The sequence below is a fragment of the Bradyrhizobium sp. USDA 4474 genome (genome assembly GCF_054057515.1).
Genome location: NZ_JBSRZJ010000002.1, coordinates 7,255,854 through 7,282,563, shown reverse-complemented (window position 1 = coordinate 7,282,563; position 26,710 = coordinate 7,255,854). Strand labels below are relative to the sequence as shown.

The following is a 26,710-nucleotide window of genomic DNA, read 5'->3' as shown; positions in this document are numbered from 1 at the left end:
CTCGTCAACGGCTCAAGGTGAAGGGTCGGTATTCGGGCCGAATACAGTCTTGGGCAAGATTGCCAAGCTGGAGAGATCGGCCAGCAGCTGTAACGGTGGCTGCGAAGTTAGTTACCGGGTTGGCAACGCTCCCTGGGTGGGATGTAGTCAGAGTGGCGAACGCGATATCGGCCCGTTCTCGACAACGTGCCGGGACACGCTGAACTACAACACTTATGCGCACTGTATCGAAACCAAGACTTTGCTCGGCGCGACCGGCAAGGAGTCCCGGTGGCTTTGCAGCAGCCTGCAAGCTGGGGGCAAGTTGCCGGGGGAAAAGCAAGTCGCCGAAAGTCGCCGGTAGACCACGCCCACTCACCGCATAAGACGGCATGGCTCGATGACATCGAGCCATGCCAACGCCTGCTTCGGGTCACAAGCGAAGAACTTAGGTTGAGCAAATCTGGTCCGCTCTGCCGCGATGAGCGGGACCTCTGTCAGACGCGCCGCAACTTCGCAGGTGGGCTAGAAGCAGGCTCCGTGCGGGGTGGTCCATCTTCTCCTTCACTTGTTCTGCACCACCACCTTGAAAGCAAACGCGATACCGGTAGCGGCGATCAAGATCATAGCCATTCCGATCATGCCGGCATCGAACGAACCGGTCGCGTCCTTTAGGAAGCCGACCATGTACGGGCCGACGAAGCCACCGAACGCGCCGACCGAGTTGATGAATGCGATCCCGCCGGCGGCTGCGGCGCCCGTCAAGAAGCCCTGCGGGATGGTGTAGAAGACCGTCCGCGCGGAAATCGTGCCAATCAGTGCCAAGGTCAGGCAGGCAAGCGCCGGAATGAGCGATGTGAAGACAACCGACAGCGCGAGCCCCAACGCGCCGAGGATCAGGGCCGCGATCAGATTATAGATCTTTTGGCCGCTGCGATCGACAAGGCGCGCCCAGAACAGCATGCCAATAGTGGCGAACAGATAGGGCACCGCGCTCAGCCAGCCGACTTCCATGTTCGTAAGGCCATGGTTCTTCAGGATCAGCGGCAGCCAGATCCCGACGCCGTAGGAGCCGATGGTGAAGGCGAAGGTGATCGCGGTCAGCATCAGCACGCGCGTGTCCTTCATCGCCGCCCACAGGTCCTTTTTGGGCTTGTCGTGCTTGTCATTGGCGAGTTCGTTGAGCAGCGCCTGACGCTCTTCTGTGGTCAGCCACTTGGCCTGATCTGGCGTGTCGGCCAGCAGGAAAAGGCAGAGGACGCCGAGCACGCAGGCGGGTAGGCCCTCAATCAGGAACATCCATTGCCAACCAGCAAGGCCCCACAGTCCGTCCATGCCGAGGAGCGCCGCCGAAATCGGGCTGCCGAGCAGCGAGGACAGCGGCGTCGACGCCATGAACAGGGCGAGCACGCTGGTGCGGTACTTTGCCGGAAACCAGATCGAGATGTACCAGATCACGCCAGGGAAGAAGCCGGCTTCGAACACGCCGAGCAGGAAGCGGATCAGATAGAAGCTGGAAGGGCCGACGGCGAAGGCGGTCGCGGCTGCCGCTAGTCCCCAGGTGATCATGATGCGCGCGAGCCAGCGGCGGGCGCCGAAGCGGTACATCATCATGTTGCTTGGAACTTCGAGCAGGCAATAGCTGAGGAACAGAATGCCGGCGCCCCAGCCGAATTGCGTGGAGCTGAGGCCGATGGCCTTGTTCATCTGCAGCGCAGCAAAGCCGACGCTGGTGCGGTCAAGATAGTTGAAGAGGTAGGCGAGACCGAGCAGCGGCACCAGGCGCCAGGTATTCTTGGAAACGGCGGTGGCCAACAGCCCCGAACCAGCGCCGCCAACTGCATTGGCCGTGACATCGGTCATCTCGTCCTCCCGGTCATGGGCTGTGTCTAGAGCCTCGATTTCCGAGGCGAGCCAGCCGTGTTAGGCTCAAGATGCCAGACGGTGTCGACAACGGTCCAATTGCTAATTTTCAAGGACCTATAACCGGGAGGAAGTAATGGACCTGCGCGACCTCGCGTATTTCGAGGTGATCGCCGATCTGGGCCACATGGGCCGGGCCGCGGATAAGCTGGGCCGCACCCAGCCCGCACTCACAAAATGCATCCAGCGGCTCGAGGAGACAGTCGGCGCCGACCTGTTTGAGCGGACGGGGCGCGGCATCACGCTGACGCGGGTGGGCGAGGTCCTGCTCACCCGTGCCCGTCGCATGCGCGAGGCGATGGAGGAGTCGTTGCGAGAAGTGACGGATTTCGCCGCCGGGGCCGCTGGGCACGTCGCTATCGGCTGCGGCGCGACCATGGGCGAATACCTGCTGCCGCAGATCTGCCGGGCAATCATCGGCGACGCGCCGGGGCTGACGATCGAAATCCAGATCGGAATGAGCGGCGTACTGCGGACGGCGCTGCGCGAGCGGGTGCTCGATCTTGCTATCGGACCGGTGCTTGCCTCCGACGAGCAGGAATTCCGGCACGAAGCCTTCGGCATCGATGAAGTCGTCGTCGTGGCAGCAAAAAATCATCCACTGTGCGGGAAGCCGCTCACGATCAACGATCTTGCCAGCTCGAAATGGGTGCTGCCGGCGCGCAGCGTCGCGATGCGCCAATGGATCGACCATGTATTCGAGGCCCACGGGCTGCCGCTGCCGTCGGTCCAGATTGAAACCAACTCGATCACGACATTACCGAAACTGATCGCCGACACAGCGCTGTTAAGCTTCACCTCGACCCGAAACCTGCATCCGCTGCGGCTCGGCAGCCAGCTCGCCCGGCTGATGATCGACACTACCACGATGCGACGGCCGCTCGGCTTCGTCATCCGACGCGACGGCTATCTCTCGCCGGCGGCGCAGCGCGTCGTCGCACTGCTCAAGGCGAAGGGCCGCGACTTCCTCGATCAGGTCACGCTGCCGGGCATGACCGAAGCCCAGACGCCTGGGGTCATCGTCAGCCCCGCGGAGCGAGCCCATAAACGCGTGCGGCAGTCGCACTGAACAGGCTGGTTAGCTCGCTGTCGCCAGCCTGTCGGGTCAGGCGCTTGAATGCGTTCCAGACAGTTCCGTAAGAATAGGATCCCTTGTCGACCGGAAAATTGCTCTCGAACATGCATCGCTGCGTCCCGAATGCCTCGATGCAGGTTTCGACGTAGGGCCGCCACGTTTCGGCGAGGACTTCCGAACTCGGCGGCGCGTCTTGAGCTTCGAAACCAAAGCCATTGATGCGCATGCCGAGGCCGCCGAGCTTGACGCAAATGTTTTGGCAGGTGGCCAGTTCGCGGATCGAGCGCGACCAGCCGGCGAAGATTTCGTCGCGGCGATCCTGGTAGGCGCCGATCCCGACGATGCCGCCGAGATGATCGAGCACGATCGTGGTTTGCGGAAACGCCCGGGCGAGTGCGGTCAATTCAGGAATTTGCGGATGAAATAGCCAGGCATCGAAGACAAGGCCGAGCGGCGCGAGGCGCGCAAACCCCTTGCGGAATGTTTCATCGCTGAGCAGGGCGGGCGGTCCGGCACTGAGCGGATTCATCAGGCTTCGGTCAGCATCCCAAACAGTGATATGCCGGATGCCGCGGAAACGATTGGGCGCAGCGGCAAGATGTGCCTCCAGGACCGGTGCGACAGCGTCACCAAGCCGCAGATCAGCATGACCGATGATGCCGGCACAGAGACCCCGCGGGCCGTAGTTGCCGCTCGCGCTCATCGCCCCAACGCCGTTGATGAACTCGGTCTCGCCGATCACCCGCATTTCGGCCGGACCGTCGCTGCGGTACATCGCCTGGCACTGCATGAAGACGCTGGCCGTTATGTTGTGTCCGCTGGCGGCAATGTCTGCGTTGTATTCGTCGAACAGGTACTTCCAGTTCGGCCGGTCCCAGAGATGATGATGGGCGTCGATGATCGGAAGCTCGGGCTCCAGCGCTGCCTCGACGCCGCGCGCGAGCCAGTCAGGCCGCACCGCCAGATAGTTGCTGGTCCCTGACGGTGACGGCTGGATCATTTCGCGAAATCCCGCGGCGCCGGTCCGGTGTAGCGGTAGGGGATGTCGGGAGGCATCGGGCCCTTGATGCGGCCGCCCTGCTGCGACTGTTCCCAGGCATGGGCGAGGATTCCGACCGAGCGGGAGAGAATGAAGAGGCCGCGCCCGAGCGCCGGCGAGAAGCCTAGTTCGGAGTAGATGACGGCGGTGGCGCCATCGATGTTCATCGGAATCTTGCGGCCCTTGCGCCGCTGCATCAGGTCCTCGACGCCGCGGCCGATGTCGGCGAAGCGGCCGGATACGATCTTGATCTTGCGTGCGCCGTCGACCAGTTCGAGCAACCGCGGCGACCGCGGATCGACGGGATGAAAGCGATGACCGAAGCCGGGCACGATCTTGCCGCTCGTCGCGATGAAGGCATCGAGCGCCTGCTCAACGGCGGCGTCAAGCGTTGCGCCCGCATCCTGACGGGTCGCGATGTCGGCGTAAAGCTCCATACACTGCTCGCCGGCGCCGCCGTGGACGTCGTCGAGCACGTTGATGGCAGAGGCCATCGCGCCGTTGAGCGGCAGGCCGCAGGTCACGGCCATGCGTCCGATCGCAATCGATGGGGCTTGCGGGCCGTGATCGACAGCGGAGACCAGCGCGGCCTCCAGCAGCGCCCCCTGTTCGGCGGATGGCAGATCGCCCTTCAGCATCAGCCAGATCATTTGCGGAAACGACACCCGGCCGATCAGTTGTTCGATCGGAAAACCGCGAAAGCGGATCACGCCCGGTTTCATGTCGATGATGTCGGTCGACCACCATTGGGTAGCCTTTTGCAGCATATCGGCGGCAGTTTGATCAGTCACGGTTGCTCTCCTCTCTCAGGTGCTCGATGTTTCGGCGCGCGCCTTCAGGTCGGGCATCCTGGCGGTATCCTTAACCGTCGGCCGGTTGTCGAAGGCGATGACGCCGCGCCGGCCGAAAGTTTCGATCTCGGCGTCCTTGAAGCCGATCTGCCGGAGCCATTTCATGGTGTCCTGGCCGAGACTCGGTGGCGGCGACGGTTCGGGATAATCGCTCTCAAGGAGGAAACCGGGACGCGTCACCCGCATGGTCTGACCGCCCGTTACGTTTGCCTTCAGGCTCTCGACGAACTTGCGGCTGGTGACCTGTTGCTCTCTCAGCACCTCGGGCACACTCAGCACGCAACCGGCCGGAACGCCCTTGGCGTTGAAAAGCGCCTCCCATTCGACGGCGGGTTTGGCGGCGAGGGCGACTTCCAGTTCCTGCTTCAGCGCCGCACGATGATCCTTGCGCGATTGACGCTCGCGAAACCGCGGATCGGATTTCATTTCAGGCTTGCCGATGATGTCGCACAGTGCCTCGTATTGCTTCTGCTCATTGGCTGCGATGTTCAGGGGGCCGGAACCGGTCGCGAACGTGCCTGACGGCGCCGCGGTGAAATTCTCGTTGCCGATCGGACGGGGATCGACATTGGCATTGAGGTGGTTCGAGACCACCCAGCCCATGGCGGCGAGCGTCGCTTCGAGCAGCGAGACATCGATGCGCCGGCCGCGTCCGGTCTGCCGCTGTTCGACCAGCGCTGCTGCAATGGCAAAGGATGCGGTGAGGCCCGCAATCGTATCGGCGATCGGAAATCCCGTGCGTAACGGCGCGGTCTCGGAATCGCCAGTGACACTCATCACGCCGGACAATCCCTGCACGATCTGATCGTAAGCGGGGCGGCCCGCCCATGGACCGTCCTGTCCAAACCCCGAGATCGCGCAATACACGATCCGCGGATTGCGCTTCGCGAGCACGTCGTAGCCGAGCCCGAGCCGCTCCATTACCTTGGGACGGAAATTCTCCAGCACGACGTCGGCCTTTTCGACCAAGCGGAGAAATATCTCCTTGCCGTCATCGGCCTTGAAATCAATCGCGACCGATTGCTTGTCGGCATTTACGGCGACGAACGACAGGCCCATCAGGTTCTTCGCCATCGCGGGATCAGCGCCGAGCCGGCGCGCCAGGTCGCCCCCCTTGGGATTTTCGACCTTGATCACTTCGGCGCCGAGACGCGCGAGGTGATAGCCGCAGAACGGGCCGGCGAGGACATTAGACAGGTCGAGGACGAGAATGCCGGCGAGTGGCAGTGCCATGGTGTTCCTCCGGGGGATGCTTGATGTCAAACGAGGCCTAGCCAGTGCCACCAGGTGGCGGCGCACAGGGCGTAAATCAGACAGGCGACAAGGCAAGCGATGATGCCGACTTTGGGAAAATCACCAACGCGCAGCCGCCCGGTTCCGTAGACGAGGATGCTCGGCAGCGTGTTGTAGAACATTAGTAGCGGATAGCCGCCGATGATCATGCCGGCTGGCAGCGCCAGCGCGACCGGATTGACCCCGGCGGTGCCGGCCATTGCCAGAATGATCGGCAACAAGCTCGTCGCCATGGCCGTGGTGCCGACGAAGATCACGTGCATGAACTGCACGATCAGCATCACCACCACGATCACGATCAGCGCCGACGCGCCGGCGAGACCGAGAGCATGGAAGATGGAATTGGCGAGCCAGTTGGCGGCGCCGGTCTTCAGGAGGATGTCGCCGAGCGAAACCCCGCCGCCCGCAATCAAGAGTACTTGCCAAGAGACGCCCTTGTTGGCGTCGCTCCAGTCCATCACGCCGAAACCCGGCAGAAATAGCAGGCAGGCGCCCATCAGGCAGACCACCGTGGTGTCGAGCCCAGTCAGGCCCTGTGTCGCCCACAGACACGTCACCAGCACGAACACGATCAGCGCGCGCCATTCGGCGGATGACATAGGGCCCATCGAGCCGAGGTTTTGTGAAATCCGCCCCTCGACTTGTTCATGGCCGGAAGCGAATTCAGGCGGAAACACCCGCTGAATCAGCCACCAGGTGAAGAAGGTCATCACAAGCGCCGGCGGAAAACCATAGAGCAGCCATTCGGCATAGGTGATGGTGTGTCCGCTGGCTTTGGCGATGAATTCAACTGTCACGGGATTGGGCACCGTCGCCGTCAGGACCCCGGCGCCGATGGTGGCGTTGGTCATTGTCAGCGTCAGCAGCAGGTTGATCGCGAACGGTGAACGTGCGGCGATACCGAAGATGGTCAAGATACTGAGGCATTCCGGCAGCAGGATCGCAGTGCGTGCGGTCGAGGACGGAACCAGAAAGGCGAGCACAACGTTGATCAGCGTGATGCCCAGCGTGATTCTTGACGGCGCGCTACCGAACTTTGCCAGAATGATGTAGGTGATGCGCTCCGCAAGCCGGGTCTTCACCATCGCGGTCGCGAGGATGAAGGCACCGATGATCAGATAGACAGGCGAGGCGGAAAAGCCGTCGAGGGCGGTGCGGAGATTGGCGGTGCCAGACAGCACCGCGAGGGGGATCACCAGCAGGCTCGCAATCGCGAGCGGTATCGCTTCGGTCAGGTACAGCAAGAAGATGCCGCCGAACAGCGCCAGCGCCTTGTGGCCTTGCAACGATAGTTCGGTGGGTGTCGGCGCAAACCAGATCGCGGCTGCGACCATGATGGCGAGGGGAACGCCAATGGCCTTCAGCATGGCCTCCAGGGAGCCGGACGCGTACGCGCTGCTCTCCACTTGGGCGTGAGATGACACGTGTTTCCTCCCATAGGACGCATGCGGCGATGGTCGATGCCATCAGGTTTTGCAGCCGTGCTTCACGATGGGATAGCTCGCGCACTGAACCAGCGTCCAATCGCAAGTTTTCAGGAAATCATAACTGGCAGGAATGTCGCGAAGGCTGGCGTCCCGTTACGGTGCGAGGAGGTCGCAAAGGGTCAATCGCGACGGTTTGGCTCGACGGCGTGGTCTACCCCTGACAGCCGACATCTCTTCCGCCGTGTGGCAGGGATGGATCGGTCATAAGGAGGCGAAAGCGGCCAAGCCCGGCGATCTCCGCTACCATGAATCGCTCGGACGACCTCGTAGCGCGCATTTCGAGACCAAGATCGTAGATTACGGCCGTAGCTATCGCGGCGTGCGCCGAAAAACACGAAGCATTCAAGGCAATGCGGAGGAGGGAGTATCCTCTCGCATACGCCGGGTCCCTCCAGGATCCGCTCAAGCACCCGTATACAGAGAAATCAACTCGTTTTCGTGGGCCCGTGCGAGTCCGGTTATCCGGAATGGGTAGCCCGGGGTTGTGCTGGATGGAGTGATTTCCGCGGCGTATTCCAACCGTGTTTCGGCACATTGGGGGTGCCCTGCCCTTAGCAGAGTTGGGGGGAGTGTGCAGTGAATCGCATTAGTCGTACCGGGATGGCCGGACCACCGGTCAACCCATTCGAATTTCAAGCGTGCCTCCCGCAAATTTCGAACTGGCCCTGGTCGCGCGACATTTCTATGGGCTCCCCATCAATCCTGAAAATTTGTCCGCCCGCTCAGATCGATTGCCCGTTCGCGCCTGCACGCGGAGTTGGTGAGGACATTGCGATCGCACGATCCGTTCGCGCAGGTGCGGTCAGGTCCGACTGCCATGCCACCAAGACAATCAAGCTTTTTGTCGAGGGCTGAGCGCCGGGGGCATTCCAGGCATTCGTTTCAGTGGAGAGTTCGTCGATGACGCCTACCAGCAAGCGCGAGATCGCCTTCATCGACCCCGGTGTCGAGGACCTAGAGACGTTGCTTCACGGCATCCGGTCAGACGTTGAACCGATCTTGCTCTCCAGCGATGAACCGGCTTCCCGCCAGATGGCGCGAGCGATCCGAGGCAGCAGAGGACTGGAAGCGATCCACATTATCGCTCACGGACGACCGGGTGAGCTGGCTTTCTCGGCGGGATTGCTTTCGCTTGATACGATTGACCGGGAAGCCGGTGAGCTGGTTCTTCTCGGCGACGCTATCGGACAGCGCGGAGAACTCCGCTTGTGGAGCTGTGCGGTGGCGCGAAGCGAGCAGGGCGCAGCGTTCGTCCGCGCGCTCGCGAACGTAACCGGAGCCAAGGTAGCGGCATCCGAGCGGCGCGTCGGCGCCGCCGCGCGTGGTGGACGTTGGGAACTCGCCTCGATCGCAACTATGGCGCCGTGTCAGCCGCCGATCACGACCAAGGGGCAGCGGGCATATGCGGGCGTGCTGGACACCAGCAACACCACAATTTCTGGAAACAACAGCACCAACGCACTGACCGTCACTGGAAGCAATGACAAGATCAGCGATGGCAACGGAACGAATACCGTCACCGTAACGGGCAACAGCAACACCGTCTCTGACGGTAACGGAACCAACGCCATCACTGTGACCGGGAACAATGATTCGGTTAGCGACGGCAACGGCACCAATACGATAACGGTTACAGGCAACAACAATGTCATAAGCGATGGCAATGGCTCCAACACGATCATCGCCAGCGGCAACAACGCGACCATCAGCGATGGCAATGGGGGCAACCTGATCTATGCGGCCGGGACCAGCGGCACGAACAGCATCAGCGATGGCAACGGGACCAATGTCATCGTTGCTGGAAGCGGGACAGATACGATCGTTAGCGGTAACGGCGCCAACATCATTTATGCCGGCGCGGGAAACGACACGATCAATGTCGGGAATGGCACCGATGTCATCATTGCGGGCTCCGGCAGTGATGTCATCAGTGCGGGCAACGGCAGCGATCTCGCGATCTATGCCCTTTCCGACCACTACAAGGTGGTCAACGTAGGCGGCTCATCGCAGTTGCAGTCGCTGGCGGGCGACGTGGACAAGTATAATGGCGGGGGCGGCACTGATACGATTCGTATCGTCGTTACTGCGGATGAATACGCGCTCATCAAATCGCAACTGACACAGTATGCGAACTGGCTGGCCGCGAACCAATGCAGTAGCGCGAGCTATTCCTTCAATTTCGCCGCGGGAACCTCCGGCACCGGTGCCTCGACCAGCGGGGGCGGCCTCGTCCTCAATGGTTGGGAGGCGCTCCAGGTTCAAATCGTCAATCCCGGTACGATTGGTCTGGCTGTTGGCGCGACTTCGAGCAGCGGCTCGCTCAATAGCCTCAATCTCTTCACCAACACGCTCGGCACCAGCTCGACCAGCTTCACCGACACATTCAAAATCGTGGGCGTTGCTGCCGGCAACGGTGCTCCGACCGCGACCTCGTTGGATCCGTCGCTCAACGTGGCGCAGTATCTCCAAGGGACAGCGAGCCTGCCGACCTCCTACACGGTGGCAGGGACAGATGGAAAACTCACGGTCTACGCCGACGGAACCTATAGCTATACGGTGACGTCTTTCACGACAGCCACTGACGTGTTTACGCTTTCAACCCTCGATCAGAATGGATTTGTCACTTCGACCACCCTGACATTTGGGATGCCGAACCACGGGCCCACGATCGTGGCCGGATCGACCACGGCGACCGGTGCCTTCTCCGAGCTGAGTGGGCAGACCGGCTCGACCACGGCGGACAGTGCGTCGGGCTCGATCGCGTTTGCCGATGTCGATCTGTCGGATACGCACACGGTCAGCCAGGGCACGCCCGGCTTCGCCTGGTCGGGCGGCAGCCTGACCGCGGGCCAGATCAGCGCGCTGACCGCGGCCAGCACGCTGACGCTGACCAAGACCGACAGCACCGGCTCCGGCTCGGGCAGCGTGGCCTGGGGCTACAGCGCCCAGGACAAGAGCTTCGACTTCCTGGCGGCCGGCCAGACCCTGACGGTGACCTATGCCGTCAGCATCAATGACGGTCACGGTGGGACCACCAGCCAGAACGTGATGGTGACCATCGCCGGGACCAACGACACTCCGGTGATCACCAGCGGCGCACAGACGGGCGCGATCACGGAGGTGGCGGGCCAGACCGGCGCGACGAGCCCCGACAGCGCGACGGGCACGGTGACGTTCAGCGACGCGGATCTGTCGGACACGCACAGCGTGACCATCACGGGTGTGACGTCGAGCGGGGTGACCAGCGGGCTTGCCGACAACGCCACGCTTCTGAGTTGGCTGACGTTGGGAACGCTCACCGACTCGACCAACGGTGTGACCGGCTCGGATGGCTGGAGCTTCGCGGCGCAGGACAAGAGCTTCGACTATCTGGCGGCCGGTCAGACGGTCACGCTGACCTACACGGTGCAGGTGGCCGATACCCATGGCGGCACCACCAGCCAGAACGTGGTGGTGACCATCACCGGCACCAACGACGCGCCGAGCATTGTGGCCGGCTCCACCACGGCGACCGGTGCCTTCTCCGAGCTGAGTGGGCAGACCGGCTCGACCACGGCGGACAGTGCGTCGGGCTCGATCGCGTTTGCCGACGTCGATCTGTCGGATACGCACACGGTCAGCCAGGGGACGCCCAGCTTCGCCTGGTCGGGCGGCAGCCTGACCGCGGGCCAGATCAGCGCGCTGACCGCGGCCAGTACGCTGACGCTGACCAAGACCGACAGCATCGGCTCCGGCTCGGGCAGCGTGGCCTGGGGCTACAGCGCCCAGGACAAGAGCTTCGACTTCCTGGCGGCCGGCCAGACCCTGACGGTGACCTATGCCGTCAGCATCAATGACGGTCACGGCGGCACCACCAGCCAGAACGTGGTGGTGACCATCGCCGGGACCAACGACACTCCGGTGATCACCTCGAGCGCGCAGGGCGCGGCGCTGAGCGAGCTGACGGGGCAGACCGGCTCGACGAGCCCCGACAGCGCGACGGGCACGGTGACGTTCAGCGACGCGGATCTGTCGGACACGCACAGCGTGACCATCACGGGTGTGACGTCGAGCGGGGTGACCAGCGGGCTTGCCGACAACGCCACGCTTCTGAGTTGGCTGACGTTGGGAACGCTCACCGACTCGACCAACGGTGTGACCGGCTCGGATGGCTGGAGCTTCGCGGCGCAGGACAAGAGCTTCGACTATCTGGCCCAGGGCGAGAGCGTGACGCTGACCTACACGGTGCAGGTGGCGGACACCCATGGCGGGACCACCAGCCAGAACGTGGTGATCACCATCACCGGGACCAACGACGCGCCGGTGATCACCAGCGGCGCACAGACGGGCGCGATCACGGAGGTGGCGGGCCAGACCGGCGCGACGAGCCCCGACAGCGCGACGGGCACGGTGACGTTCAGCGACGCGGATCTGTCGGACACGCACAGCGTGACCATCACGGGTGTGACGTCGAGCGGGGTGACCAGCGGGCTTGCCGACAACGCCACGCTTCTGAGTTGGCTGACGTTGGGAACGCTCACCGACTCGACCAACGGTGTGACCGGCTCGGATGGCTGGAGCTTCGCGGCGCAGGACAAGAGCTTCGACTATCTCGCCCAGGGCGAGAGCGTGACGCTGACCTACACGGTGCAGGTGGCGGACACCCACGGCGGGACCACCAGCCAGAACGTGGTGATCACCATCACCGGGACCAACGACGCGCCGAGCATTGTGGCCGGCTCCACCACGGCGACCGGTGCCTTCTCCGAGCTGAGTGGGCAGACCGGCTCGACGAGCCCCGACAGCGCGACGGGCACGGTGACGTTCAGCGACGCGGATCTGTCCGACACGCATAGCGTGACCATCACGGGTGTGACGTCGAGCGGGGTGACCAGCGGGCTTGCCGACAACGCCACGCTTCTGAGTTGGCTGACGTTGGGAACGCTCACCGACTCGACCAACGGGGTGACCGGCTCGGATGGCTGGAGCTTTGCGGCGCAGGACAAGAGCTTCGACTATCTGGCCCAGGGCGAGAGCGTGACGCTGACCTACACGGTGCAGGTGGCGGACACCCACGGCGGGACCACCAGCCAGAACGTCGTGGTGACCATCACCGGGACCAACGACGCGCCGAGCATTGTGGCCGGCTCCTCCACGGCGACCGGTGCCTTCTCCGAGCTGAGTGGGCAGACCGGCTCGACGAGCCCCGACAGCGCGACGGGCACGGTGACCTTCAGCGACGCGGATCGGTCGGACACGCACAGCGTGACCATCACGGGTGTGACGTCGAGCGGGGTGACCAGCGGGCTTGCCGACAACGCCACCATGAAAAGCTGGCTGTCGCTCGGCGCACTGAGCGACGCCACGGGCGGTGTGACCGGCTCGGATGGCTGGAGCTTTGCGGCGCAGGACAAGAGCTTCGACTATCTGGCCCAGGGCGAGAGCGTGACGCTAACCTACACGGTTGAGGTGGCGGACACCCACGGCGGCACCACCAGCCAGAACGTGGTGGTGACCATCACCGGCACCAACGACACTCCGGTGATCACCAGCGGCGCACAGACGGGCGCGATCACGGAGTTGGCGGGCCAGACCGGCTCGACCACCAACGATACCGCGAGCGGCGCGGTGACCTTCACCGATGCCGATCTCAGCGATACCCACACCGCGACGGTAACCGGGGTGAGCACCTCCGGCACGACCTCCGGCCTGCCGACGAACGCCACGCTTCTGAGTTGGCTGTCGCTCGGCGCACTGAGCGACGCCACGGGCGGGGTGACCGGCTCGGATGGCTGGAGCTTCGCGGCCCAGGACAAGAGCTTCGACTATCTCGCCCAGGGCGAGAGCGTGACGCTGACCTACACGGTTGAGGTGGCGGACACCCATGGCGGGACCACCAGCCAGAACGTGGTGATCACCATCACCGGGACCAACGATCAGCCGGTGATCACCAGCGGCGCACAGACGGGCGCGATCACGGAGGTGGCGGGCCAGACCGGCTCGACCACCAACGATACCGCGAGCGGCGCGGTGACCTTCACCGATGCCGATCTCAGCGATACCCACACCGCGACGGTAACCGGGGTGAGCACCTCCGGCACGACCTCCGGCCTGCCGACGAACGCCACGCTTCTGAGTTGGCTGACGGTGGGAACGCTCACCGACTCGACCAACGGCGTGACCGGCTCGGATGGCTGGAGCTTTGCGGCGCAGGACAAGAGCTTCGACTATCTGGCCCAGGGCGAGAGCGTGACGCTGACCTACACGGTTGAGGTGGCGGACACCCATGGCGGCACCACGTCGCAGAACGTGGTGGTGACCATCACCGGGACCAACGATCAGCCGGTGATCACCTCGAGCGCGCAGGGCGCGGCGCTGAGCGAGCTGACGGGGCAGACCGGCTCGACGAGCCCCGACAGCGCGACGGGCACGGTGACGTTCAGCGACGCGGATCTATCCGACACGCACAGCGTGACCATCACGGGTGTGACGTCGAGCGGGGTGACCAGCGGGCTTGCCGACAACGCCACCGTGAAAAGCTGGCTGAGCCTGGGCGCGCTGAGCGACGCCACGGGCGGGGTGACCGGCTCGGATGGCTGGAGCTTTGCGGCGCAGGACAAGAGCTTCGACTATCTGGCCCAGGGCGAGAGCGTGACGCTGACCTACACGGTTGAGGTGGCGGACACCCATGGCGGCACCACCAGCCAGAACGTCGTGGTGACCATCACAGGGACCAACGACGCGCCGAGCATTGTGGCCGGCTCCACCACGGCGACCGGTGCCTTCTCCGAGCTGAGTGGGCAGACCGGCTCGACGAGCCCCGACAGCGCGACAGGCACGGTGACGTTCAGCGACGCGGATCTCAGCGATACCCACACCGCGACGGTGACCGGGGTGAGCACCTCCGGCACGACCTCCGGCCTGCCGACGAACGCCACGCTTCTGAGTTGGCTGACGTTGGGAACGCTCACCGACTCGACCAACGGCGTGACCGGCTCGGATGGCTGGAGCTTTGCGGCGCAGGACAAGAGCTTCGACTATCTGGCCCAGGGCGAGAGCGTGACGCTGACCTACACGGTTGAGGTGGCGGACAACCATGGCGGGACCACGTCGCAGAACGTGGTGATCACCATCACCGGGACCAACGATCAGCCGGTGATCACCTCGAGCGCGCAGGGCGCGGCGCTGAGCGAGCTGACGGGCCAGACCGGCTCGACCACCAACGATACCGCGAGCGGCGCGGTGGCCTTCACCGATGCCGATCTCAGCGATACCCACACCGCGACGGTGACCGGGGTGAGCACCTCCGGCACGACCTCCGGCCTGCCGACGAACGCCACGCTTCTGAGTTGGCTGTCGCTCGGCGCACTGAGCGACGCCACGGGCGGGGTGACCGGCTCGGATGGCTGGAGCTTTGCGGCGCAGGACAAGAGCTTCGACTATCTGGCCCAGGGCGAGAGCGTGACGCTGACCTACACGGTTGAGGTGGCGGACACCCATGGCGGGACCACGTCGCAGAACGTGGTGATCACCATCACCGGGACCAATGATCAGCCGGTGATCACCTCGAGCGCGCAGGGCGCGGCGCTGAGCGAGCTGACGGGGCAGACCGGCTCGACCACCAACGATACCGCGAGCGGCGCGGTGACGTTCAGCGACGCGGATCTGTCGGACACGCACAGCGTGACCATCACGGGTGTGACGTCGAGCGGGGTGACCAGCGGGCTTGCCGACAACGCCACCGTGAAAAGCTGGCTGTCGCTGGGCGCGCTGAGCGACGCCACGGGCGGTGTGACCGGCTCGGATGGCTGGAGCTTTGCGGCGCAGGACAAGAGCTTCGACTATCTCGCCCAGGGCGAGAGCGTGACGCTAACCTACACGGTTGAGGTGGCGGACACCCACGGCGGGACCACCAGCCAGAACGTGGTGATCACCATCACCGGGACCAACGATCAGCCGGTGATCACCTCGAGCGCGCAGGGCGCCTCGCTGAGCGAGCTGACGGGCCAGACCGGCTCGACCACCAACGATACCGCGAGCGGCGCGGTGACCTTCACCGATGCCGATCTCAGCGATACCCACACCGCGACGGTAACCGGGGTGAGCACTTCCGGCACGACCTCCGGCCTGCCGACGAACGCCACGCTTCTGAGTTGGCTGTCGCTCGGCGCACTGAGCGACGCCACGGGCGGTGTGACCGGCTCGGATGGCTGGAGCTTTGCGGCGCAGGACAAGAGCTTCGACTATCTCGCCCAGGGCGAGAGCGTGACGCTAACCTACACGGTTGAGGTGGCGGACACCCACGGCGGCACCACCAGCCAGAACGTGGTGATCACCATCACCGGGACCAACGATCAGCCGGTGATCACCAGCGGCGCACAGACGGGCGCGATCACGGAGGTGGCGGGCCAGACCAGCTCGACCACCAACGATACCGCGAGCGGCGCGGTGACCTTCACCGATGCCGATCTCATCGATACCCACACCGCGACGGTGACCGGGGTGAGCACCTCCGGCACGACCTCCGGCCTGCCGACGAACGCCACGCTTCTGAGTTGGCTGACGTTGGGAACGCTCACCGACTCGACCAACGGTGTGACCGGCTCGGATGGCTGGAGCTTCGCGGCCCAGGACAAGAGCTTCGACTATCTGGCCCAGGGCGAGAGCGTGACGCTGACCTACACGGTTGAGGTGGCGGACACCCACGGCGGCACCACCAGCCAGAACGTGGTGATCACCATCACCGGGACCAACGACGCGCCGGTGATCACCAGCGGCGCACAGACGGGCGCGATCACGGAGGTGGCGGGCCAGACCGGCTCGACGAGCCCCGACAGCGCGACGGGCGCGGTGACGTTCAGCGACGCGGATCTGTCGGACACGCACAGCGTGACCATCACGGGTGTGACGTCGAGCGGGGTGACCAGCGGGCTTGCCGACAACGCCACCGTGAAAAGCTGGCTGTCGCTGGGCGCGCTGAGCGACGCCACGGGCGGTGTGACCGGCTCGGATGGCTGGAGCTTTGCGGCGCAGGACAAGAGCTTCGACTATCTGGCCCAGGGCGAGAGCGTGACGCTGACCTACACGGTTGAGGTGGCGGACACCCATGGCGGGACCACCAGCCAGAACGTGGTGATCACCATCACCGGGACCAACGATCAGCCGGTGATCACCAGCGGCGCACAGACGGGCGCGATCACGGAGGTGGCGGGCCAGACCGGCTCGACGAGCCCCGACAGCGCGACGGGCACGGTGACGTTCAGCGACGCGGATCTGTCGGACACGCACAGCGTGACCATCACGGGTGTGACGTCGAGCGGGGTGACCAGCGGGCTTGCCGACAACGCCACGCTTCTGAGTTGGCTGACGTTGGGAACGCTCACCGACTCGACCAACGGTGTGACCGGCTCGGATGGCTGGAGCTTCGCGGCGCAGGACAAGAGCTTCGACTATCTCGCCCAGGGCGAGAGCGTGACGCTGACCTACACGGTGCAGGTGGCGGACACCCACGGCGGGACCACCAGCCAGAACGTGGTGATCACCATCACCGGGACCAACGACGCGCCGAGCATTGTGGCCGGCTCCACCACGGCGACCGGTGCCTTCTCCGAGCTGAGTGGGCAGACCGGCTCGACGAGCCCCGACAGCGCGACGGGCACGGTGACGTTCAGCGACGCGGATCTGTCCGACACGCATAGCGTGACCATCACGGGTGTGACGTCGAGCGGGGTGACCAGCGGGCTTGCCGACAACGCCACCGTGAAAAGCTGGCTGTCGCTCGGCGCACTGAGCGACGCCACGGGCGGTGTGACCGGCTCGGATGGCTGGAGCTTTGCGGCGCAGGACAAGAGCTTCGACTATCTCGCCCAGGGCGAGAGCGTGACGCTAACCTACACGGTTGAGGTGGCGGACACCCACGGCGGGACCACCAGCCAGAACGTCGTGGTGACCATCACCGGGACCAACGACGCGCCGAGCATTGTGGCCGGCTCCACCACGGCGACCGGTGCCTTCTCCGAGCTGAGTGGGCAGACCGGCTCGACGAGCCCCGACAGCGCGACGGGCACGGTGACGTTCAGCGACGCGGATCTGTCCGACACGCATAGCGTGACCATCACGGGTGTGACGTCGAGCGGGGTGACCAGCGGGCTTGCCGACAACGCCACCGTGAAAAGCTGGCTGTCGCTCGGCGCGCTGAGCGACGCCACGGGCGGGGTGACCGGCTCGGATGGCTGGAGCTTCGCGGCGCAGGACAAGAGCTTCGACTATCTGGCGGCCGGTCAGACGGTCACGCTGACCTACACGGTTGAGGTGGCGGACACCCATGGCGGGACCACGTCGCAGAACGTGGTGATCACCATCACCGGGACCAATGATCAGCCGGTGATCACCTCGAGCGCGCAGGGCGCGGCGCTGAGCGAGCTGACGGGGCAGACCGGCTCGACCACCAACGATACCGCGAGCGGCGCGGTGACGTTCAGCGACGCGGATCTGTCGGACACGCACAGCGTGACCATCACGGGTGTGACGTCGAGCGGGGTGACCAGCGGGCTTGCCGACAACGCCACCGTGAAAAGCTGGCTGTCGCTCGGCGCACTGAGCGACGCCACGGGCGGTGTGACCGGCTCGGATGGCTGGAGCTTTGCGGCGCAGGACAAGAGCTTCGACTATCTCGCCCAGGGCGAGAGCGTGACGCTAACCTACACGGTTGAGGTGGCGGACACCCACGGCGGGACCACCAGCCAGAACGTGGTGATCACCATCACCGGGACCAACGATCAGCCGGTGATCACCTCGAGCGCGCAGGGCGCCTCGCTGAGCGAGCTGACGGGCCAGACCGGCTCGACCACCAACGATACCGCGAGCGGCGCGGTGACCTTCACCGATGCCGATCTCAGCGATACCCACACCGCGACGGTAACCGGGGTGAGCACTTCCGGCACGACCTCCGGCCTGCCGACGAACGCCACGCTTCTGAGTTGGCTGACGTTGGGAACGCTCACCGACTCGACCAACGGCGTGACCGGCTCGGATGGCTGGAGCTTCGCGGCGCAGGACAAGAGCTTCGACTATCTGGCGGCCGGTCAGACGGTCACGTTGACCTACACGGTGCAGGTGGCCGATACCCACGGCGGCACCACCAGCCAGAACGTGGTGGTGACCATCACCGGGACCAATGACGCGCCGAGCATTGTGGCCGGCTCCACCACGGCGACCGGTGCCTTCTCCGAGCTGAGTGGGCAGACCGGCTCGACCACGGCGGACAGTGCGTCGGGTTCGATCGCGTTTGCCGACGTCGATCTGTCGGATAGCCACACGGTCAGCCAGGGCACGCCCAGCTTCGCCTGGTCGGGCGGCAGCCTGACTGCGGGCCAGATCAGCGCGCTGACCGCGGCCAGCACGCTGACGCTGACCAAGACGGACAGCACCGGCTCCGGCTCGGGCAGCGTGGCCTGGGGCTACAGCGCCCAGGACAAGAGCTTCGACTTCCTGGCGGCCGGCCAGACCCTGACGGTGACCTATGCCGTCAGCATCAATGACGGTCACGGTGGGACCACCAGCCAGAACGTGGTGGTGACCATCGCCGGGACGAACGACACTCCGGTGATCACCAGCGGTGCACAGACGGGCGCGATCACGGAGTTGGCGGGCCAGACCGGCTCGACGAGCCCCGACAGCGCGACGGGCACGGTGACGTTCAGCGACGCGGATCTGTCGGACACGCACAGCGTGACCATCACGGGTGTGACGTCGAGCGGGGTGACCAGCGGGCTTGCCGACAACGCCACCGTGAAAAGCTGGCTGTCGCTCGGCGCGCTGAGCGACGCCACGGGCGGGGTGACCGGCTCGGATGGCTGGAGCTTCGCGGCGCAGGACAAGAGCTTCGACTATCTGGCCCAGGGCGAGAGCGTGACGCTGACCTACACGGTGCAGGTGGCGGACGCCCATGGCGGCACCACGTCGCAGAACGTGGTGGTGACCATCACCGGGACCAACGACACTCCGGTGATCACCAGCGGCGCACAGGGCGCCTCGCTGAGCGAGCTGACGGGCCAGACCGGCTCGACCACCAACGATACCGCGAGCGGCGCGGTGACCTTCACCGATGCCGATCTCAGCGATACCCACACCGCGACGGTGACCGGGGTGAGCACCTCCGGCACGACCTCCGGCCTGCCGACGAACGCCACGCTTCTGAGTTGGCTGTCGCTCGGCGCGCTGAGCGACGCCACGGGCGGTGTGACCGGCTCGGATGGCTGGAGCTTCGCGGCGCAGGACAAGAGCTTCGACTATCTGGCGGCCGGTCAGACGGTCACGCTGACCTACACGGTGCAGGTCGCCGATACGCATGGCGGCACCACCAGCCAGAACGTGGTGATCACCATCACCGGGACCAACGATCAGCCGGTGATCACCTCGAGCGCGCAGGGCGCGGCGCTGAGCGAGCTGACGGGCCAGACCGGCTCGACCACCAACGATACCGCGAGCGGCGCGGTGACCTTCACCGATGTCGATCTCAGCGATACCCACACCGCGACGGTGACCGGGGTGAGCACCTCCGGCACGACCTCCGGCCTGCCGACGAACGCCACGCTTCTGAGTTGGCTGACGTTGGGAACGCTCACCGACTCGACCAACGGTGTGACCGGCTCGGATGGCTGGAGCTTCTCGGCGCAGGACAAGAGCTTCGACTATCTCGCCCAGGGCGAGAGCGTGACGCTGACCTACACGGTTGAGGTGGCGGACACCCACGGCGGGACCACGTCGCAGAACGTGGTGGTGACCATCACCGGGACCAACGACACTCCGGTGATCACCAGCGGCGCACAGACCGGCGCGATCACGGAGTTGGCGGGCCAGACCGGCTCGACGAGCCCCGACAGCGCGACGGGCACGGTGACGTTCAGCGACGCGGATCTGTCGGACACGCACAGCGTGACCATCACGGGTGTGACGTCGAGCGGGGTAACCAGCGGGCTTGCCGACAACGCCACCGTGAAAAGCTGGCTGTCGCTCGGCGCGCTGAGCGACGCCACGGGCGGGGTGACCGGCTCGGATGGCTGGAGCTTCTCGGCCCAGGACAAGAGCTTCGACTATCTGGCCCAGGGCGAGAGCGTGACGCTGACCTACACGGTTGAGGTGGCGGACACCCATGGCGGGACCACGTCGCAGAACGTGGTGATCACCATCACCGGGACCAACGACACTCCGGTGATCACCAGCGGCGCACAGACCGGCGCGATCACGGAGGTGGCGGGCCAGACCGGCTCGACGAGCCCCGACAGCGCGACGGGCACGGTGACGTTCAGCGACGCGGATCTGTCGGACACGCACAGCGTGACCATCACGGGTGTGACGTCGAGCGGGGTAACCAGCGGGCTTGCCGACAACGCCACCGTGAAAAGCTGGCTGTCGCTCGGCGCGCTGAGCGACGCCACGGGCGGGGTGACCGGCTCGGATGGCTGGAGCTTCTCGGCCCAGGACAAGAGCTTCGACTATCTCGCCCAGGGCGAGAACGTGACGCTGACCTACACGGTGCAGGTGGCGGACACCCACGGCGGCACCACCAGCCAGAACGTGGTGATCACCATCACCGGGACCAACGATCAGCCGGTGATCACCTCGAGGGCGCAGGGCGCCTCGCTGAGCGAGCTGACGGGCCAGACCGGCTCGACCACCAACGATACCGCGAGCGGCGCGGTGACCTTCACCGATTCCGATCTCAGCGATACCCACATCGCGACGGTGACCGGGGTGACCACCTCCGGCACGACCTCCGGCCTGCCGACGAACGCCACGCTTCTGAGTTGGCTGTCGCTCGGCGCACTGAGCGACGCCACGGGCGGGGTGACCGGCTCGGATGGCTGGAGCTTCGCGGCGCAGGACAAGAGCTTCGACTATCTGGCGGCCGGTCAGACGGTCACGCTGACCTACACGGTGCAGGTCGCCGATACGCATGGCGGCACCACCAGCCAGAACGTGGTGATCACCATCACCGGGACCAACGATCAGCCGGTGATCACCTCGAGCGCGCAGGGCGCGGCGCTGAGCGAGCTGACGGGCCAGACCGGCTCGACCACCAACGATACCGCGAGCGGCGCGGTGACGTTCAGCGACGCGGATCTGTCGGACACGCACAGCGTGACCATCACGGGTGTGACGTCGAGCGGGGTGACCAGCGGGCTTGCCGACAACGCCACCGTGAAAAGCTGGCTGTCGCTCGGCGCACTGAGCGACGCCACGGGCGGGGTGACCGGCTCGGATGGCTGGAGCTTTGCGGCGCAGGACAAGAGCTTCGACTATCTGGCCCAGGGCGAGAGCGTGACGCTGACCTACACGGTGCAGGTGGCGGACACCCATGGCGGGACCACCAGCCAGAACGTGGTGATCACCATCACCGGGACCAACGATCAGCCGGTGATCACCTCGAGCGCGCAGGGCGCGGCGCTGAGCGAGCTGACGGGGCAGACCGGCTCGACGAGCCCCGACAGCGCGACGGGCACGGTGACGTTCAGCGACGCGGATCTATCCGACACGCACAGCGTGACCATCACGGGTGTGACGTCGAGCGGGGTGACCAGCGGGCTTGCCGACAACGCCACCGTGAAAAGCTGGCTGTCGCTCGGCGCACTGAGCGACGCCACGGGCGGTGTGACCGGCTCGGATGGCTGGAGCTTCGCGGCGCAGGACAAGAGCTTCGACTATCTGGCCCAGGGCGAGAGCGTGACGCTGACCTACACGGTTGAGGTGGCGGACACCCACGGCGGCACCACCAGCCAGAACGTGGTGGTGACCATCACCGGGACCAACGATCAGCCGGTGATCACCTCGAGCGCGCAGGGCGCCTCGCTGAGCGAGCTGACGGGCCAGACCGGCTCGACCACCAACGATACCGCGAGCGGCGCGGTGACCTTCACCGATGCCGATCTCAGCGATACCCACACCGCGACGGTGACCGGGGTGAGCACCTCCGGCACGACCTCCGGCCTGCCGACGAACGCCACGCTTCTGAGTTGGCTGTCGCTCGGCGCGCTGAGCGACGCCACGGGCGGTGTGACCGGCTCGGATGGCTGGAGCTTCGCGGCGCAGGACAAGAGCTTCGACTATCTGGCGGCCGGTCAGACGGTCACGCTGACCTACACGGTGCAGGTCGCCGATACGCATGGCGGCACCACCAGCCAGAACGTGGTGATCACCATCACCGGGACCAACGACGCGCCGGTGATCACCAGCGGCGCACAGACCGGCGCGATCACGGAGGTGGCGGGCCAGACCGGCTCGACCACCAACGATACCGCGAGCGGCGCGGTGACCTTCACCGATGCCGATCTCAGCGATACCCACACCGCGACGGTGACCGGGGTGAGCACCTCCGGCACGACCTCCGGCTTGCCGACGAACGCCACGCTTCTGAGTTGGCTGACGTTGGGAACGCTCACGGACTCGACCAACGGCGTGACCGGCTCGGATGGCTGGAGCTTCGCGGCGCAGGACAAGAGCTTCGACTATCTGGCGGCCGGTCAGACGGTCACGTTGACCTACACGGTGCAGGTGGCGGACACCCATGGCGGGACCACGTCGCAGAACGTGGTGGTGACCATCACCGGGACCAACGACGCGCCGAGCATTGTGGCCGGCTCCACCACGGCGACCGGTGCCTTCTCCGAGCTGAGTGGGCAGACCGGCTCGACCACGGCGGACAGTGCGTCGGGTTCGATCGCGTTTGCCGACGTCGATCTGTCGGATAGCCACACGGTCAGCCAGGGCACGCCCAGCTTCGCCTGGTCGGGCGGCAGCCTGACTGCGGGCCAGATCAGCGCGCTGACCGCGGCCAGCACGCTGACGCTGACCAAGACGGACAGCATCGGCTCCGGCTCGGGCAGCGTGGCCTGGGGCTACAGCGCCCAGGACAAGAGCTTCGACTTCCTGGCCGCCGGCCAGACCCTGACGGTGACCTATGCCGTCAGCATCAATGACGGTCACGGTGGGACCACCAGCCAGAACGTGGTGGTGACCATCGCCGGGACCAACGACACTCCGGTGATCACCAGCGGCGCACAGACGGGCGCGATCACGGAATTGGCGGGCCAGACCGGCTCGACCACCAACGATACCGCGAGCGGCGCGGTGACCTTCACCGATGCCGATCTCAGCGATACCCACACCGCGACGGTGACCGGGGTGAGCACCTCCGGCACGACCTCCGGCCTGCCGACGAACGCCACGCTTCTGAGTTGGCTGACGTTGGGAACGCTCACCGACTCGACCAACGGCGTGACCGGCTCGGATGGCTGGAGCTTCGCGGCGCAGGACAAGAGCTTCGACTATCTGGCGGCCGGTCAGACGGTCACGTTGACCTACACGGTGCAGGTGGCGGACACCCATGGCGGGACCACGTCGCAGAACGTGGTGGTGACCATCACCGGGACCAACGACGCGCCGAGCATTGTGGCCGGCTCCACCACGGCGACCGGTGCCTTCTCCGAGCTGAGTGGGCAGACCGGCTCGACCACGGCGGACAGTGCGTCGGGTTCGATCGCGTTTGCCGACGTCGATCTGTCGGATAGCCACACGGTCAGCCAGGGCACGCCCAGCTTTGCCTGGTCGGGCGGCAGCCTGACCGCAGGCCAGATCAGCGCGCTGACCGCGGCCAGCACGCTGACGCTGACCCAGACCGACAGCACCGGCTCCGGCTCGGGCAGCGTGGCCTGGGGCTACAGCGCCCAGGACAAGAGCTTCGACTTCCTGGCGGCCGGCCAGACCCTGACAGCGACCTATGCCGTCAGCATCAATGACGGTCACGGCGGCACCACGTCGCAGAACGTGGTGGTGACCATCACCGGGACCAACGACACTCCGGTGATCACCAGCGGCGCACAGACCGGCGCGATCACGGAGGTGGCGGGCCAGACCGGCTCGACCACCAACGATACCGCGAGCGGCGCGGTGACCTTCACCGATGCCGATCTCAGCGATACCCACACCGCGACGGTGACCGGGGTGACCACCTCCGGCACGACCTCCGGCCTGCCGACGAACGCCACGCTTCTGAGTTGGCTGTCGCTCGGCGCACTGAGCGACGCCACGGGCGGTGTGACCGGCTCGGATAACTGGAGCTTCGCGGCCCAGGACAAGAGCTTCGACTATCTGGCGGCCGGTCAGACGGTCACGCTGACCTACACGGTGCAGGTGGCCGATACCCACGGCGGCACCACCAGCCAGAACGTGGTGGTGACCATCACCGGGACAGATGATGCTCCAGTGAACACGGTCCCAAGCAATCAGTCAATGAACAAGAACGGTAGCTTGGTATTCAGTTCGTCAAACCACAACCAAATCAGCATTTCCGACGTAGATAACGCCAGTCATACTGTAACCCTGAGCGGGACCTTTTCAGGAGGATCGTTCACGATCACTCTTGGAAGTACAACAGGACTAAGCTCCGTAACAGGCAATGGTACGTCAGCGGTTACATTGAGTGGTACCGATACGGCTATTAACAACGCGCTATCGGGCATGCACTGGGACCCACAGAACGGAAAAGCCGGCTCTGGTGGTCTGACAATTCAGACTTCAGATGGAAGCCTTTCAGCTACAAGTACCATCGGAATCACCGTTCAGCCAGCAGGTGTTTCGGGCAGTCCCATCGATCTCGGTCTGGAGAACGTTGGCTCACAGCAGCCTGTGACGCTCGAGCTCCATGGCGTTCCGATCGGCTGGGCATTGAGCGGAGGAATTGAAGATAGCCAAGGCAATTGGAGTATTCTAACGACCGATCCGGGCAGCGTCACAACCCTTACGCCGACAACCTTCGTCGGAGCACAACTACTCTCAATAGTCCAAAGCTGGACGGATCCGAATGGAAATACTTTCGACATTCATCTGTTAGACAATGTTGAAGCTTACGCGCCCGGCACTCCTATCTTCGCCTGGTCTGGCAACGACACCTTAACTGGCTCGAGCGGCCACGATACGTTCGTCTTCTCCCAGCCGATTGGCAACGATGTCGTGCACAGCTTCGACGTATCGTCGGATGTGATCGACCTGATCAGCTACGGTTGGCAGAGCTTTGCCGACGTTCAGGCTCACACCGCGGACGACGCCAACGGCAATGCCCTGATCACGCTTGCCGATGGCCAGACGATCACGCTCGATGGCGTGCATGCGGCGGACCTGACCGCGGCGAATTTCGAGTTCGACGTGACGCCGACGGTCGAGAATCCAGGCGCAATGACCATCGGCGATGGCGCGATGCTGCCGTTGTCTGGCATCATCCACAACACCGGGACGATCGAGCTTCACGCCTCCGGTGACGACACGCTGCTGCAGCTGATCCAGACCGGGATCACGCTCGACGGCGGCGGCCAGGTGGTCCTGTCCGACGATGACCACAACGTCATTGCCGGCACGGCTCCCAACGTCACGCTCGACAACGTCGACAACGTGATCTCGGGCGCGGGCCAGATCGGGCAGGGCAGCCTGATGCTGAGCAACCAGGGCACCATCGACGCCACCGGGACCCATGCCCTGGTGATCGATACCGGTGCCAACGTGATCGCCAACGCCGGTACGCTGGAGGCGGCCGGTTCGGGTGGGCTCGTCCTAGAGAGCGCGGTCGCCAACAACGGTCAGATCTGGGCCAATGGCGGCAACGTCACAGCCGAGGGCGAGGTGACCGGCAACGGCAACGCCTTGATCAGCGGGGCCGGTACTATCGAGTTCGGGGCAGGTTCTACGGCAGGCGTCGCCTTCGACACGACTGCTGCCGGACACCTGATCCTGGACGACGCCTTCCACTTCTCCGGCACGGTGAGCGGTCTCACCGGTAACGACGACATCGATATCAAGGGCATCGGCTTCGGCGCCGGCACGACGGTGAGCTTCATTGAAAATCAAGCCGGGACCGGTGGCACTTTGACCGTTTCGGACGGCGCACACGCAGCGAACATCGTCCTGCTTGGGCAATATGACCCGACTGGCTTTACCGAGAAGGCCGACACAACGAACGGAACGCTGATCAGCTATGACCCGCACCACATCGTTTGAGGGTCGTGACTTGTGAATTTCCTTTTGCACAATTGAG

Annotated in this window: 8 protein-coding genes; 2 read left to right on the top strand and 6 right to left on the bottom strand. The window is 64.8% G+C overall.

Annotated elements, in window-relative coordinates; all coding sequences use genetic code 11:
- Nucleotides 1-543: 543 nt before the first annotated feature.
- Complete coding sequence (locus ACVW16_RS35835; protein ID WP_456735144.1) at nucleotides 544-1,842, bottom strand: MFS transporter; 1,299 nt, start codon at nucleotides 1,840-1,842, stop codon at nucleotides 544-546.
- 136 nt (nucleotides 1,843-1,978) lie between these two features.
- On the opposite strand from ACVW16_RS35835, the gene ACVW16_RS35830 reads away from it, so the two are divergent.
- Entirely contained in the window at nucleotides 1,979-2,971 is a 993-nt protein-coding gene (locus ACVW16_RS35830; protein ID WP_456735143.1) for a LysR family transcriptional regulator, read from the top strand.
- On the opposite strand, the gene ACVW16_RS35825 is transcribed toward ACVW16_RS35830, so the two are convergent.
- From ACVW16_RS35825 to ACVW16_RS35805, 5 genes are all read right to left on the bottom strand, one after another.
- Nucleotides 2,925-3,977, bottom strand: coding sequence for an amidohydrolase family protein (locus ACVW16_RS35825; RefSeq protein ID WP_456735142.1), 1,053 nt, complete (start codon nucleotides 3,975-3,977; stop codon nucleotides 2,925-2,927). The two genes, ACVW16_RS35830 and ACVW16_RS35825, sit on opposite strands and share 47 nt — an antisense overlap.
- Nucleotides 3,974-4,807, bottom strand: a complete 834-nt coding sequence (locus tag ACVW16_RS35820; protein WP_456735141.1) for a citryl-CoA lyase — start codon at nucleotides 4,805-4,807, stop codon at nucleotides 3,974-3,976. Before ACVW16_RS35820 ends, ACVW16_RS35825 begins: the two co-directional genes overlap by 4 nt.
- A 15-nt stretch (nucleotides 4,808-4,822) precedes the next feature.
- On the bottom strand, nucleotides 4,823-6,100 hold the full coding sequence (locus ACVW16_RS35815) for a CaiB/BaiF CoA transferase family protein (protein ID WP_456735140.1): 1,278 nt from the start codon (nucleotides 6,098-6,100) through the stop codon (nucleotides 4,823-4,825).
- Between the two features lie 26 nt (nucleotides 6,101-6,126).
- Nucleotides 6,127-7,527: an SLC13 family permease gene (locus ACVW16_RS35810; RefSeq protein ID WP_456735139.1), complete on the bottom strand. Its 1,401-nt coding sequence runs from the start codon at nucleotides 7,525-7,527 to the stop codon at nucleotides 6,127-6,129.
- 842 nt (nucleotides 7,528-8,369) lie between these two features.
- Entirely contained in the window at nucleotides 8,370-8,582 is a 213-nt protein-coding gene (locus ACVW16_RS35805) for a hypothetical protein (protein WP_456738334.1), read from the bottom strand.
- Between ACVW16_RS35805 and ACVW16_RS35800 the strand changes: the two genes are divergently transcribed.
- Complete coding sequence (locus ACVW16_RS35800) at nucleotides 8,548-26,673, top strand: VCBS domain-containing protein (protein WP_456802605.1); 18,126 nt, start codon at nucleotides 8,548-8,550, stop codon at nucleotides 26,671-26,673. The genes ACVW16_RS35805 and ACVW16_RS35800 overlap by 35 nt on opposite strands.
- Nucleotides 26,674-26,710: the final 37 nt, after the last annotated feature.

Bases quoted from the DNA above. Each gene is read 5' to 3' on its own strand.
- ACVW16_RS35815 (WP_456735140.1), bottom strand. From the start codon at position 6,100: ATGGCACTGCCACTCGCCGGCATTCTCGTCCTCGACCTGTCTAATGTC.
- ACVW16_RS35825 (WP_456735142.1), bottom strand. From the start codon at position 3,977: ATGATCCAGCCGTCACCGTCAGGGACCAGCAACTATCTGGCGGTGCGG.
- ACVW16_RS35800 (WP_456802605.1), top strand. From the start codon at position 8,548: ATGACGCCTACCAGCAAGCGCGAGATCGCCTTCATCGACCCCGGTGTC.
- ACVW16_RS35835 (WP_456735144.1), bottom strand. From the start codon at position 1,842: ATGACCGATGTCACGGCCAATGCAGTTGGCGGCGCTGGTTCGGGGCTG.
- ACVW16_RS35805 (WP_456738334.1), bottom strand. From the start codon at position 8,582: ATGAAGGCGATCTCGCGCTTGCTGGTAGGCGTCATCGACGAACTCTCC.
- ACVW16_RS35810 (WP_456735139.1), bottom strand. From the start codon at position 7,527: ATGCTGAAGGCCATTGGCGTTCCCCTCGCCATCATGGTCGCAGCCGCG.
- ACVW16_RS35830 (WP_456735143.1), top strand. From the start codon at position 1,979: ATGGACCTGCGCGACCTCGCGTATTTCGAGGTGATCGCCGATCTGGGC.